Below are 14,472 nucleotides of genomic sequence, written 5' to 3' on the forward strand. Positions count from 1 at the left end.
ATATGGATGTTACAGTAATATTTCAATTTTCTTCTTGTAAATGACAAAAAAAAGCTTCACTTTTTTCACAACTTTCTTCAAGGCTCCAGGGTAAGCTTCTCATCGTTTTGTTATTTAAAGAAAATAAAAAAAGCGAAAAACGCTAACAAATGAGCATTTTTCGCAAACGAACAAAATTTTCAATTTTTATTTTACGGAAAACAGTTTTTTCAGCGGATAAGATAAAATAACATACCACACCATGTTCAATAGCAATGTAGGGCCCAACACACGTGTAATAAATAAAATTGGGCTGACATCCGCTAAATGAAAGGCCACTTGAATCAGTACCGCAATCAGTTCATACAACGTGGTAAAAATGACGATCCCAAAAAAACCAGTTAGTAAATTTGTTTGAATTACTTCTTTAAATGTATACATCAACATAACCGAAAGCGTCAGTGCAACTGTATAAATCCCGATAATGCCAATGTAGTAGCTATCGCAAATAAAGCCTAAAATTAACGAAGTAATTAATAAATAACGTTTAGAAAAATTAGGAACGGCAAACATAAACGCAAGTAATAACAGATGAGAACTGGCGAAGTAAACATTACTTGTCCACGTTTCAAAAGACTTTGTTAAATGAGCATCAATTAACATTAAGAAAAACAAGAGAATAGGTGTGACGTATTTTAAATACTCTTTCCGAATCATTCGCTTTCCCCTGCCGATCTTTTCACGACCGTCACAACGGAGATACCATAAACATCCGCATAAGGTTTCACATACACTTCACGATCTAAACCAAAACTATCTGGTTTCACTTTAATAACTGTCCCTACCGCTAAATCGGCTGGGGAATTACCACCTAAGCCAGAAGTCTGAACGACATCGCCTTCTTTCAGAGTAGCATCGCCAGTTAATTGTGACACAATTAATGCATTTGTCTTATTGTCGTAATTTTTAAGTAAACCAAACGATTCGCCATTTGCGGAAGTTACTCGCACAGGGAAATGGTTTGAGTTAACATTTTTAGACGTTAGTAGTTCCACTTTTGCAGTCGTTGCATTGACTTCAATAACACGCCCCACTAACCCTTTTTGCGCCATGACCGCCATGCCCGCTTCAATGCCGTCATTGGTTCCTTTATCGATAATTAATAAGTCTTGCCAAGTATCCGGCGAACGCGTAATGACATTCGCAGTTACTTTTTCATAGTTGGCCAACGTTTCGTTCAGATTCAATTCTTGTTTTAAACTATCAATTTCACGTTTATAGTTATTGTTTTGGACAGCTAATTCATTATAGCTATCAATTTTTTCTTTTAGACGTTCGTTTTCTTTAAACGTGTTAATTAAATTGCCCATTGAAGACAAGCCATTTTCCACCACACGAGCTGGAAAAGAAATCACACGATCCACCATACTAACGCTATTATTGACGCCACCTTGAACGACATTGGTTTTGCCTTTTTCAGAACGTTGCGCAGCAGTTAAACTAATAATGGTTACTAAAATAATGACTAAAATTAAGGTAATGATTATATTTTTATTTGGATTAAATTTTTTCACAAAGACACCCCAGATATTCTTCAGACTGATAGTATTAATTTTACCACTAATTGACTATAAACAAAAGAGTTGGCGATCGTCTTTAGCTTTTTTTATCATTTCTTTTTTAGGGCTTGTTTTCAGCGAAAAAACCAACGAAAAGAAAGGAAGCTTCCTTGGTTTTCGTTGGTTTAAAAAGAAATTATTTTTCTTTGTTTTCTTCGTTTAATAATGCTTTTCTTGAAACGTTGACACGGCCTTGTTTGTCAATTTCAGTTACTTTGACAAGGACTTCGTCGCCTAATTTCACGACATCTTCAACGTTGTTCACACGTTCGTTTGCTAATTGAGAAATATGGATCAAGCCATCTTTGCCTTTAATTAGGTTAACAAACGCACCAAATTTTTCAATGCGGACAACTTTTGCTAAGTAAACTTGACCGACTTCAACTTCTTTGGTTAATTCTTCAATAATCTTGATGGCTTTTTTAATCATTTCAGCATCTGATGAAGCAATACTTACGTTACCGTCTTGATCGATATCAATCTTAACGCCAGTTTCATCAATAATGCTGTTGATTGTTTCGCCACCTTTACCAATGACATCTTTAATTTTCGCTGGTTTAATTTGAATCATTTCAATTTTCGGTGCATATTGACTTAATTCTTCACGAGGAGCAGCAATCGTTGTTGTTAATTCTTCTAGAATTTCCATCCGTGCTTTCTTCGCTTGGTCTAATGCTTCCGTTAAAATTTGTTCTGTAATTCCTTGGATTTTGATGTCCATTTGTAAAGCAGTGATTCCGTCTTTCGTTCCTGCTACTTTAAAGTCCATATCGCCAAGGTGGTCTTCTAAACCTTGAATATCTGTTAAGATTGTATAGTTTTCGCCATCACTAACAAGACCCATTGCAATACCTGCAACTGGCGCTTTAATTGGCACACCCGCATCCATTAATGCTAATGTTCCCGCGCAAATACTTGCTTGTGAAGAAGAACCATTTGATTCTAACACTTCTGCTACTAAGCGGATTGTGTAAGGGAAGTCTTCTTCTGATGGAATAATTTGTGCTAAGGCACGTTCACCTAACGCACCGTGACCGATTTCACGACGACCTGGTGAGCCCGCGCGTCCTGTTGAACCAACAGAGAATTGCGGGAAGTTATAATGATGGATGAAACGTTTGCTATCTTGGACACCCAACCCATCGATAATTTGATGTTCCCCTAAAGGCGCTAATGTACAAACGGATAAAGCTTGTGTTTGACCCCGAGTAAATAAGCCAGAACCATGCACACGTGGTAAAATACTTACTTCTGATGATAAATGACGAATTTCGTCTAATTTACGGCCATCCGGGCGAATCTTATCGATCGTAATTAACTCACGTACGACATCTTTTTCAAGATCTTCCGCAATTTGTTTCACTTCTTTTAGTAATTGCGCTTCTTCTTCGTGTTCCGCAAATTTTTCAGCGTAAACTTCTTTGACTGTATCTTTTACTTTGTCAATTTCAACTTCACGTGCTAATTTTTCTTCCGTCATTACGGCTGTTTTCATTGTATTGTAGTACGCATCAAAAATTTCTTTTTTAAGATCAGCGTCCACTTGTAATAAGTCCACGTCCATCTTTGGTTTACCTACAGCGGCAACGATTTCTTCTTGGAACGCCACTAGTTCTTTGATGGCATCAAAACCGAAAAGTAAGGCACCTAACATATCTTCTTCTGATACTTCTTTGGCACCACTTTCAACCATGTTGATGGCTTCTTTTGTTCCAGCAACAGTTAATTCAATATCTGTTTGTTCTGCTTGTTCTACCGTTGGGTTTAAGACATATTCGCCATTAATACGACCAACGTCAACGCCAGCAATTGGTCCGTCAAATGGAATATCTGAAATTGCTAACGCTAAGGAAGACCCAAACATTGCAGCCATTTCTGGTGTACAATCTTGATCAACACTCATAACGATGTTCGTAATTTGGACTTCGTTACGGAAGCCTTCTGAGAACATTGGACGAATAGGACGGTCGATTAAACGAGCGGTTAATGTCGCACGTTCACTTGGACGACCTTCACGTTTAATGAAGCCGCCAGGAATTTTTCCTACCGCATACATTTTTTCTTCATAGTTTACAGTTAATGGGAAAAAGTCTACATCTTTTGCTTCTTTAGAGGCAACAGCAGCACTTAAAACGACCGTATCGCCGTAACGTACTAAGACAGCTCCATTGGCTTGTTTGGCTAATTGGCCGATTTCTACTTCTAGTGGGCGGCCGCCCCAAGTTGTTTTAAAGACTTGTTTTTCTGTCATAATTCTTCTCCTTTACTCTTGCTCTTTGGAAAAGTCAGACGGCTACTAAACAAATGAAAAAGTAACAAGTCGTTGCTGCTCTTTCATTTGGTTAGTAGTTCCTAAAAACTTTCCAAAGAGGACCTTCAATAGTGACAATAAGATAAAAAGCGAGATTCTGATTGAACCTCGCTTTATACGTAATGATTAACGACGTAATCCTAAACGTTGGATCAATTCGCGGTAACGTTGGATGTCAGTTTTACGTAAGTAAGCTAACAAGTTACGACGGTGACCGATTTTTTTCATTAAACCACGGTAAGAATGGTGATCTTTTTTGTGTGTACGCGCATGTTCGTTCAATTGGTTAATGTCTTCAGTTAAGACAGCAATTTGTACTTCTGGAGAACCAGTATCTCCTTCATGACGTGCGTATTCTTTAATGATTTCGTTTTTTCTTTCTTGTGAAATTGCCATTTGTTCCACCTCTTTCTCTATTATTCGTCTGATCACTGAGTGAAGCGTTGGTGACTCGCTAAACCAAGTGATAGATGGTGTGTTTCCACACAAGCTTACTTTACAGGAAACACCGCTAAAATGCAAGCTTAATCTCTATTATTCGATAGTTTTTTTAAACAATCTAGCCCCTTTTTTGGTGATTTTGTGATACACTAAATGGTGGTAAACAACTGATTATTTCAGCGCATGAATAAATAAAAGAAGAATTTTTTTATGTTTCAAAGGAGGAACCATTGAATGATTACAATGAAAGATATTATTCGTGAAGGGAATCCCACACTTCGTGCTGTGGCAGAAGAAGTGCCTGTCCCTATCACTGAGGAAGACCGACAATTAGGCGAAGACATGTTGACTTTCTTAAAAAATAGTCAAGATCCAGTCAAAGCCGAAGAATTACAATTACGTGGTGGCGTTGGTTTAGCTGCACCACAATTAGATATTTCTAAACGAATTATTGCTGTCCATGTTCCTAGTAACGACCCAGAAAACGAAACGCCTTCATTAAGTACGGTGATGTACAACCCTAAAATTTTGAGCCATTCTGTGCAAGATGTATGTTTAGGTGAAGGGGAAGGCTGTTTATCTGTCGATCGGGATGTGCCTGGATATGTCGTTCGCCATAACAAAATTACCGTCAGTTATTTTGACATGGCTGGCGAAAAACACAAAGTTCGTTTAAAAAACTACGAAGCGATTGTGGTTCAACATGAAATTGATCATATTAATGGCATCATGTTCTACGATCATATTAACAAAGAAAATCCATTTGCTTTAAAAGAGGGCGTTTTAGTCATCGAATAAAGGAGCGTGGGACAAAAATCACTTTGGATTTTTGCTCCACGCTCAAAAACTAATAAACGGCGGGAACAGAAGCAACTCCTTCGGAAATAAGCCGAAATTCTCCAAAAATTAAAGAACAATTTTCGGAAATTCCTTCTTATTTCTCGGAGTTAAACACTTCTGTCCCGACCTCAAATGGCCTTCATTTCTTTTAAGGCTTTCCAAATCCCATCATTATCATTGGTATCTGTGACCATCGTGGCCACTTTTTGAATGGAAGGACTCGCGTTGCCCATTGCGACGCCAATCCCTGCATGGCTTAACATTTCTCGGTCATTTTCGCCGTCCCCAAAGGCAATGATATTTTTTGCATCAATGCCCACACGTTTAGCTAAATACGTTAACGTAGCTGATTTTGAGCCATCTTTAGGCACAACATCTACGCTATGTTGATGCCAGCGAATAAAGCGAAATTCTGGGTATTCTTCTTCAAACGTACACTGATCTTCTGCGTCATAAAAAGCTAGCGCTTGGTAAATATCATTTTGACGATAAAAGTGTTCATCATAAGCAGGTGAATGAAAATGAAAAGAGTTCATCGCAATTTCCATTTTTTCAGCACGGTGCTGGTTGCTCTTCTTAATATCATCTAAGCCCACACAAGCAAATCCTAAGCCGCGTTGATCACTGTCTTGTGCCAAACGTTCCAACGCTTCAGCATGCAATAAATTTTGATAATATTGCTCATGATCCACAAAAGCCGCGGCGCCATTACATAATACGTAATTGGTAAAATCTAAATCCCAAATCACCTCTTGCGCCATATAACGACTTCTGCCAGTTGCCAGCGTAACTAAGTGTCCTTGCTCCCGCAATTTTGCTAGCGCTTCTCTCGTGCTATCCAATGCTTTCTTCTCCGAATTTAACAACGTCCCATCAATATCAAATGCAAAAAGTTTTCTTTCCATCATTTCTCCTTATTCGCTCGCTTTCGCTAAATATTTACTGCCTTCTCGTTGTGCTAAAGGACTCAACACTAATTCTTTCATCAATTCCTCGACCCATTGCGGATTCGTTTTACTATATTGGCGTAATGACCAGCCAATCGCTTTTTGAATGAAGAACTCCTCTGTAGTTCTATCATAAATAATCGCCTTTTTCAACAGGTCCTGATTGGTCTTTTCTTTCAACATCAACTGTAAATTCAGCGCAACACGCCGATTCCAGAAATTTTCAGCGCCATAAAAAAGGGCAAAAATCGTTGGCAATTCAGTCAGATGCAACGCCACCCACGACCCAAAAAATTTTCGCCAAGCATCCACACTATCCCACCACGCTTTTTGTGGAACATAGGCTTTAAACGCTACGACCTCTTCTAATGAAAATCTCCGAACATTTTGAAGGGCTAAATCAATAGCGACATACTGATATTCTCGTTCTGTTTTTTGATAGTAAGCCTCAATCTCTTGGCATAATTTTTCCTTTGGCCACGTATGACTTTCTTTTAAAAGTTGTTTACTTAACGCTTGACGTTCTGGGGCGGGGATGCCTGCAAAAACAAATTGGTGTTTCATATAAGCAGACATTTTTGCTGCTGTTTCTGGGTTCTTCTGAAATTGAAGTGTGTCCATTCCTTCGCTCCTCATAATAAAAAAACTATACTAAAACAGTGTACCATGTTTTAGTATAGTTGGTTGGTCAATTAATCAAAATACGTTAAGTTTTTGTTGTCTTTATCTAACCAAGCATAGCCGAGACCCATAATTAAGCCACCACCGATAAAGTTACCGATAAAGGCCCAGAAAAGATTATGAATAACATTACCAGCTGTGAAAGCTTCAATTGCGCCGTTTGAAGCAAAGTAAGCTAAACTGAAGGCTGGGAAGTTGGCAATCACGTGTTCAAAACCAAGGAAAGCAAAGATAAAGATAATGAAAATAATGGCCGCGACTTTGCCGGCGTCATCTTTCATTCGCATACTCACTAATACGGCTGTATTAACCACAATATTGGCGAACATAGCTTCAACTAAAATTTGCAGGGTGGTTTTTTCTAATTTTCCAGCAATCGACGTAAAGAAGAAACTATCTTTTGGTAAATCTTGGAACGGCACCGTAAGTGATACCAAGAAACCAAATAAGACACCACCAATTAAATTGAATAAGATACAGGTAAATAAAATTTTTGCAGCTAAGGAAAAGTTGACTTTTTTACGATAGACGCCAACAGTCATGTACAACATATTCGAGGTACCAAGTTCGGCATTCATATATAAAATCATCACAAGTGACCAACTGAACATGAAGGCGTAAAGCATTTTCCCTAAACCATGAGAAATTCCTTCTCCTTTAATTGCGATTGCAAAAGCAACGGCTGTTCCCAACGTTAAAAATAGACAAGCAAGCATTGCACGAACAGCGTAGCGGGAAAAGCTGTTTGAGAATAAATTCACTTTCTTGTCGATGGATTTATCAATTTGTTCAAACAATGGTGAACCAGACTTCATTGTAAACTCCCTTTCATTCCGTTTTCAACTTATATTTTCAAAACATCTCTCCTTATTCTAATGAGGAAAAGTGTTTTTGTCTACCTTTTTTTCATATTTCACTTTAAAACCTTGACGTTTCCTATCCTATTAAGTATACTAGATTTTGTGTAAAATAATTGCAGCAGAAGAATAATAACTCGTCAACAGTTCATTGCCAAACTTGGTTCAACTGCGTAACCGCGGCTGCAAAGGCGAAGGTTGAAGAATGAACTGAACGAATATGAATTTTTCATCTAATTATTTTACTCCAAAAAAACATTTATTTATTGGAGGAATTTTTAATGTCTCGTTATACTGGACCATCATGGAAAGTATCTCGTCGTCTAGGTATCTCTTTATCAGGTACTGGTAAAGAACTAGCTCGTCGCCCTTACAAACCAGGACAACACGGACCTAACAGCCGTGGTAAAGTTTCTGAATACGGAATGCAATTAACTGAAAAACAAAAATTACGTCATATGTATGGCATGAACGAACGTCAATTCCGTACGTTGTTCATTAAAGCAAGCAAAATCAAAGAAGGTAAACACGGTGTTAACTTCATGGTTTTACTAGAACAACGCTTAGATAACGTTGTTTACCGTTTAGGTCTTGCAACTACTCGTCGTCAAGCACGTCAATTAGTTAACCATGGCCACATCACTGTAGACGGCAAACGTGTTGATATTCCATCATACCACGTTGAAGTTGGTCAAGTGATCGGTGTTCGTGAAAAATCTCAAAACATCTCAACAATTAAAGAAGCGGTTGAAGCAACTGTTGGACGTCCAGCATTCGTAAGCTTTGACACTGAAAAATTAGAAGGTAGCTTCACTCGTTTACCAGAACGTGATGAACTTTACCCAGAAATCGACGAAGCACTTGTCGTTGAATACTACAACCAAAAACTTTAAGATTTCAAAAGGTCGAACTACGGTTCTTACCTTCTTTCAAAACCTTGCCTTTCTTGGCAAGGTTTTTTTCTTTGCCCTCTTTACAAAATGGTTTACTTCCGCTAAACTATTGTTAACCAAATAAAAATAATTGGTTAACAATAGAAAGTGAGGCTTCTTATGAATAAAGCATCGTTACGCTCTTTAATTTTAGCAGCAGAATTCGCTGTGATTATTGCTGTACTTTCACAATTTACAATTCCATTGGGGATTGTCCCCTTAACTGGACAAACATTTGCCATCGGCTTAACCGCTACCGTTTTGGGCAAGCGAACGGGGACCTACGCTATTTTAATTTACTTCTTATTAGGATTAATTGGTTTACCCGTTTACGCTGGGATGTCTAGCGGGTTCGGTGTACTCTTTGGACCAACTGGCGGCTATTTAATCGGCTTTATCTTTAACGGCTTATTAACTGGTTATATTTTAGAAAAAACAACCTTTAACTATACTTGGGCCATTATCGCAAATATTGCCGGTGCCTTAGTTACCTTAGTTTTCGGCATGATTTGGTTGAAATATTCCGCAAATCTGCCGTGGCCAAACGCTTTCGCTGGCGGGTTTGCTCCGTTTATTATTCCTGGTATCATCAAGGCTGTCGCAGCTGCTTATGTTGGTATTTTAATTCGCCAACGCTTTATGAAACGTTTTTTAGCACACCTTTCTTAAGGGGAAAACTTTTTTCTTTTCCTTGTCTGTAGTACACTAAAAGGACAAAGGAGTGAAGTCCATGTCCTCATTATTAAAACGATTGGTTCAGTTGGTTTTGTTAGTCGTCGCTGTCTTGCTAATTCGACACTATGTTTTCTCCCCTGCTGCGGTGAACGGCTCTTCAATGGAACCAACACTTCATAACAACGACCGTTTATGGGTGACCTCGATTAAAAAACCACAGCGCTTTGATATTATCGCTTTCCCTAGTCCTCGCAACGGCCAACGAGTAGCCAAACGTTTAATTGGTTTACCTGGCGAAACAGTCGAGTATCGCGATGATACCCTTTATATTAATGGTGTATCGCTCAGTGAAGATTACTTAGCAAGTGCTAAACGAAATGTCTCTAAAAATGAAAATTATACCCAAGATTTTACGCTAGAGACCTTAGAAGCCACCCAATCCCTGACCGTTCCAGAAGGCATGTATTTTGTCTTGGGGGATAATCGCCCGCGCTCAGACGACAGTCGTTATTTTGGCTTTGTTAAACAAGCGAGTGTGGAAGGTGTTTTGACTTTTCGTTATTATCCATTAGATAAAATTGGCTTTCCATAAAATAGTAAACCGCCCCCAAAAAGTTAGACTTTTTGAGGGCGGTTTACTATTTTTTTAAGGTCCAGTGACTAAGTTCCACGTCACCGTTCCTTGATATTTCTCATTTATTTTCCCTTGATTGGCAGGGACTTCTAATTTCACATTGGCAAAATCAAAATCTAATTGATAGACATCATTACCTGTAAATTGGTTATTAAGAATTACTGGTGTAGATGTGCCGTCACTCGTCAAAGCTAACGGCTCCGTAATTCCAACTTTATTCGTTAATTCTGTGACTTGATTATAGTTTTCGATTGTTGCAACGTCTGCATTGCCTAATAATAAGCGCGTACTAGTTGGCAAACTATCGGCAGACGCTTTTAGCTGTGATAATTGTGCTGTCAACTGCCAATTGGGTTGGCTTTTCTTTATCCGCAAATACGGATTACGTGTGCCATTCCCATAATAATCAGCTGCTTTTTTCAGGCCGTACTGCTTAGTACTACCGCTAATCATAATTTTTCCAAAGTCAAACGTCGGCATACTAATGAAGCCTTCTTCTGCTGGCGTTGGCTCAATCGTTTGATCTTCGCCTTGAATACGCACAAAGTTACTAGCTGTTACTGCAGAAAAGTTCCCACTAGCTGTCATTTCTGCGGTTAAAAGTTGTCTTGGTTCTCCCGTGATTTTCGCTGTGTTCACTGTCACTAAAGCTTCACCATTCACCGGAATTTCCACACCCAAGTTAACTCCTGTGCGCCATTGTTCTGCCGTCACTGGAATAATTTTATTTGGCGTATTACCAAGGCGAACAGCTAATTGGGTCGGCGCCGAAATACCTGCCGCCCATTTGGCCGTTGGTGCTAGTTTAACGTTGGTCAATGGAACTTCACTAGTGTTTTTTAGCCTAACTGTCCAAATCATAGAAGCTTCATTGGAGACAACTTCTAGTAACCGACTAACGGTCATTTCTGCCGTTGCTTGGACTTCCTCATAGACTGCCGTCATGTCATCTTTATCATCGTAAGTTACGGCATAACTTGGCGTTTTCGTAGTTTTCAACGCAGTTTTATCAGTACCTTTGTACCAACCTTTGAACTTGTAGTTTTTGTCCCCTACTGTGTAGGTGGCTGGCAAGGCTTTGGCACTGGTGTAGGTGAAGCTGTTGCTTGTCATTGGTGTTTGTTTCCCTTGCGTGAAACCTGTCGGTGGCGTAATTTTAGCACCCGCGGCATCAACGAAGTTTTCGGTGACTTGTTTTCGTGTGACTTTATAGTTTATCGTTTGCTTGTAGTCGCTAGTTCCATCGAAACCAAATAATCTTGGTTGGGAATTTGCACTAGTTAGAAATAATAGACTAGGAAGGACATCTCTTGTTAGTCCTGATTGGCCCCACCTTGCCTTAACAGAAAAAGTATTGTTCGTCTCTCTGTTAAACACTGTTTCAAAACTAGTAAAACTAGTCGTTGCTGAATCCGATAGAAGGTTGGTGCCAATGTCACTAATGGTCTCGTAGTCGTACAACGTAATGGTTTTCGTTGTTGCTTCCACTTTGTCAACATACTTCAATTCATTCGTAATATCAAAGTTGTTCAACGCAAAACCTTTATTTAAAACACCTGTTGGTAGATCAGAAAAAAGTTCATAATCATTAGGAATCAAGACGTTTTGCTTGGTTTCTACTTTATAGCGATTAGCAACGGTCGCCTCTTTACTTCCCACCATTGGGTAAAGCGAACCTGTTGCTTCAAAGGGACTAGTGGCGGTTTTTCTGAAAAATTCTGTATAGTTTCCAGAAAGCGTAAGTGGATTCGTGAACGCTTTTCCTTGTTCATCGACAAACTCTGCGTAGAATCCTGGGTGAACAGTGATTTCTTGGACTTCTTCATAGACTGCCGTCATGTCATCCTTGTCATCGTAAGTGACGGCATAACTTGGTGTTTTCGTCGTTTCCATTTTGGTTTGATCAGTGCCTTTGTACCAACCTTTGAACTTGTAGTTTTTGTCCCCTACTGTGTAGGCATCTGGTAAGGCTTTGGCACTGGTGTAGGTGAAGTTCTCACTATCAATCACTACTTTGTTGCCTTGGGTAAAGCCTGTTGGTGGTGTAATTTTGGCACCGCTGGCATCGATGAAGTTTTCGGTGACCTTGCGATTGGTTAGATAGTAGTAAATTGGTCCTTGAATCGTATAATACGTTGCTTGCCTCGAATTATTACCTGATATATCTCTTAAATAGGCTGGGACCTGAACATTTTCGGGAGCAGCCGCTGTTGTTCTGTTGAGAACAAACTCCTGACCTCCATTATTCTTTAATTCAAAATATTGGGAGGTCCTAGTTACCTCCGTACCTGATGGGTGGTTTAGTATAGTTGGATAAGGATATGCGGCATCAAAACCACCTTGTTGATTTTGCACACTGATGGATTTGTAAAATCTTGGAAGGTGGTATCTTAAGTTTGCTGCACTAAATTGAAATGCATCTTTACCATTCGTTTCAAGATAGTGAACTGGATAGGTGATTTCTTTAAAATTATTGTTTGTATTTGCCTTAATCCCTGTTTCTATTTTAGTAGTTGCCCAGGCTGATGGGATATTATTGGGTGGTTCCGTGCCAATACCGTACCAATTATCATAGGTCAAATCAATCGTGGAGGCATCTACTCGCTTACCTGATTCATCAACAAAACCAAATTGATATATACGACTAGGAAATTCCAAAACATCAATCTCCTCATACACTACATTCAAATCATCATTATCATCATAAGTCACCACATAGCTTGGTGCTTTGGTGGTGGTCAAGGTGTTTGGCTTGGTTTTGCCTTTGTACCAACCTTTGAACTTATAGGTTTTGCCATTGCTTGCTTTGTAAGTCTCTGGCAAGGTGCCAGCTTGCTTGAAGGTATAGTTATTGCTGGTAATACTGGTCTGTTTGCCTTGGGTGAATCCTGTTGGAGCAGAAATGGTTGCGCCTGCTGTATCTTTGAAGGATTCGGTGACTTTTTTATGGGTGACACTTAAGTCTACATCTTTATTAGGAATAGTAGCATTTACATAAACACCTAAGGACGGCTGTGCCACATTTCCCCATCTAACTTGGATATAACCTAGATGATTCGCTCTAGTGATTCCACTATCAGCGAAAGTAGGTGTGAACTCACCAATATCATAGGTTGTACTGTCTAACTTGTTTACAAGTAATTCTTCTGTATTTGTAGATATTCTATCACTCATTATCCCTTGCCAACTCCCAGATATATCTACACTTTCAATATATTTTGGAACTTTAAAATGGACGTTCTCTAAAAAGTATCTTGTCCATTTATTATTAAAGTTGAGTGACTTACTTGGGAGTGTAACATCAAACCCCGTTAAACTTGTTTTTACGGGAGAGATACTTTTATTAACCGTTATCGCGTCGTAATAAGATCTTACATTATCAATCACTTCAGCACTCATAGTAAAGTCTGATAGGTTAATAGTTTCTCCGTTATCAGACTTTATATTAAAACCTATAGTTATATTAGGTGTCGTCATTGTACTGGTAGTAGTGAACTTTTTATTTTGAATCAAAGTTACCATTTGTGGAAATGTGCTATCTAAATTCCCAGTTCGAACCCCAACCCCACTCACTGGCGTAGGTGTCAACACTGGATTCGGCTGAACTACTTCCGAAGTTGCTGTTTCCTCTTCTTGTTTCTTCGCTTCTGTTTGCGTTTCTTCTTTCACTACTTCTGGTTTCTCTATTTCCTGTGTTACTTCTTCCCGACTCGTTTCAGTCGTTTCTTGACTGCTTTCCGTACTTGCTGGCGTTGCGCTACTTGCTGATGTTGCTTCCTTAGCGCTACTTGCTACTGTCGGACTACTTTCAATCGTAACGGTTTCCGCAACTGCCGTCACGCCCGAAAAGGCATTCACTAGCAAAGAACCACATAAACCAATAGCTGCAAGACGTTGCCACTTAGTTTGCTTCATGTCGTCCCTTCTTTCTATGTACCATTCCGACAAGGCCAATTAAGACCAAGCCGAGAATGCTAAGATTTGCCTGACTCTTGCTCCCTGTACGCGGTAGTTGTTTGTCACCAGTGGTAGGGATGCCTTGACCGCCTGCCACACCTGCTTGATTAGTTCTCGTCTGTCCCGATACTTGCCCCTTAGGACTTGGCGCGTCTGTTTTCGGTGAGGGCTCTTCTTTCGGGGGTGCCTTTTTGTAAAATTCAATCCCCACCGAACTAGAACCACGTTCAGACGCTTCAACATTTATAAAAAAACTAGGGGAAAATAGTAGGAACACAATCATTAAATAACGCTTTTTTTTCATTTAAAAACCTCCTTTTAATTCAACAACAGATTTGAGTTTCTCTACAATTACTGCTCAAACCACCTTTTTTCATATCTCTATAATAACAAAGAAAAAGCTTTCCAAAACACCATTATTTTCCATTTGACAACCCTATTTCCCACAAAACCCTTATATAACAAGTATTTCGTGCTTTGTTATTTAAAATTATCCTTTGAAAATGATTGTCGAAACACGTTTATCCTTTAGAAATCGCCTTTAATTTCTTAAATTTTTGCTAACCAAACCTCAGAAAAGCTCACAATGTTAGTTTTCG

The 14,472-nt window shown here is 39.1% G+C and carries 13 protein-coding genes; 4 read left to right on the forward strand and 9 right to left on the reverse strand.

The window, feature by feature from the left end:
* Positions 1–186: 186 nt before the first annotated feature.
* From mreD to rpsO, 4 genes are all read right to left on the reverse strand, one after another.
* Positions 187–696 (reverse strand): rod shape-determining protein MreD, encoded by a 510-nt coding sequence (gene mreD, locus IGK96_RS12285; RefSeq protein ID WP_002354987.1) that lies wholly within the window; start codon positions 694–696, stop codon positions 187–189.
* A complete protein-coding gene (mreC, locus tag IGK96_RS12290) occupies positions 693–1,553 on the reverse strand; it encodes a rod shape-determining protein MreC (protein WP_002383273.1) in 861 nt (286 codons plus the stop codon). Before mreC ends, mreD begins: the two co-directional genes overlap by 4 nt.
* 181 nt (positions 1,554–1,734) lie before the next feature.
* Positions 1,735–3,849 carry a polyribonucleotide nucleotidyltransferase gene (pnp, locus tag IGK96_RS12295; RefSeq protein ID WP_002367402.1) on the reverse strand — a complete coding sequence of 705 codons (2,115 nt, stop codon included), beginning with the start codon at positions 3,847–3,849 and terminating at the stop codon, positions 1,735–1,737.
* A 186-nt stretch (positions 3,850–4,035) separates the two neighbouring features.
* Complete coding sequence (gene rpsO / locus IGK96_RS12300) at positions 4,036–4,305, reverse strand: 30S ribosomal protein S15 (RefSeq protein WP_002354983.1); 270 nt, start codon at positions 4,303–4,305, stop codon at positions 4,036–4,038.
* Positions 4,306–4,584: 279 nt separating this feature from the next.
* Here rpsO and def point away from each other — a divergent pair, with 279 nt between their 5' ends.
* The gene (gene def / locus IGK96_RS12305; RefSeq protein ID WP_002354981.1) at positions 4,585–5,148 is read left to right on the forward strand and encodes a peptide deformylase; all 564 of its coding nucleotides are present in this window, start codon (positions 4,585–4,587) and stop codon (positions 5,146–5,148) included.
* Between the two features lie 170 nt (positions 5,149–5,318).
* Here the strand turns inward: def and IGK96_RS12310 are convergent, their stop codons facing one another.
* From IGK96_RS12310 to IGK96_RS12320, 3 genes are all read right to left on the reverse strand, one after another.
* Positions 5,319–6,095, reverse strand: coding sequence for an HAD family hydrolase (locus tag IGK96_RS12310; RefSeq protein ID WP_002361040.1), 777 nt, complete (start codon positions 6,093–6,095; stop codon positions 5,319–5,321).
* Positions 6,096–6,104: 9 nt separating this feature from the next.
* Positions 6,105–6,758, reverse strand: coding sequence for a DNA alkylation repair protein (locus IGK96_RS12315; RefSeq protein ID WP_002354978.1), 654 nt, complete (start codon positions 6,756–6,758; stop codon positions 6,105–6,107).
* Positions 6,759–6,829: 71 nt separating this feature from the next.
* On the reverse strand, positions 6,830–7,633 hold the full coding sequence (locus IGK96_RS12320) for a formate/nitrite transporter family protein (RefSeq protein WP_002375588.1): 804 nt from the start codon (positions 7,631–7,633) through the stop codon (positions 6,830–6,832).
* 323 nt (positions 7,634–7,956) lie between these two features.
* On the opposite strand from IGK96_RS12320, the gene rpsD reads away from it, so the two are divergent.
* From rpsD to lepB, 3 genes are all read left to right on the forward strand, one after another.
* Positions 7,957–8,568 (forward strand): 30S ribosomal protein S4, encoded by a 612-nt coding sequence (gene rpsD, locus IGK96_RS12325; protein WP_002365342.1) that lies wholly within the window; start codon positions 7,957–7,959, stop codon positions 8,566–8,568.
* A gap of 159 nt (positions 8,569–8,727) precedes the next feature.
* Positions 8,728–9,276 (forward strand): biotin transporter BioY, encoded by a 549-nt coding sequence (locus IGK96_RS12330; RefSeq protein ID WP_002354975.1) that lies wholly within the window; start codon positions 8,728–8,730, stop codon positions 9,274–9,276.
* A gap of 61 nt (positions 9,277–9,337) precedes the next feature.
* Positions 9,338–9,874 carry a signal peptidase I gene (lepB, locus tag IGK96_RS12335; protein WP_002385230.1) on the forward strand — a complete coding sequence of 179 codons (537 nt, stop codon included), beginning with the start codon at positions 9,338–9,340 and terminating at the stop codon, positions 9,872–9,874.
* Between the two features lie 54 nt (positions 9,875–9,928).
* Here the strand turns inward: lepB and IGK96_RS12340 are convergent, their stop codons facing one another.
* Positions 9,929–13,831 (reverse strand): WxL domain-containing protein, encoded by a 3,903-nt coding sequence (locus IGK96_RS12340; RefSeq protein WP_113821076.1) that lies wholly within the window; start codon positions 13,829–13,831, stop codon positions 9,929–9,931.
* A complete protein-coding gene (locus IGK96_RS12345; protein WP_104846685.1) occupies positions 13,818–14,177 on the reverse strand; it encodes an LPXTG cell wall anchor domain-containing protein in 360 nt (119 codons plus the stop codon). The genes IGK96_RS12340 and IGK96_RS12345 overlap by 14 nt, the downstream gene beginning before the upstream one ends.
* Positions 14,178–14,472: the final 295 nt, after the last annotated feature.

Source organism: Enterococcus sp. DIV0682 (assembly GCF_051712685.1).
Taxonomy (GTDB): domain Bacteria; phylum Bacillota; class Bacilli; order Lactobacillales; family Enterococcaceae; genus Enterococcus; species Enterococcus faecalis.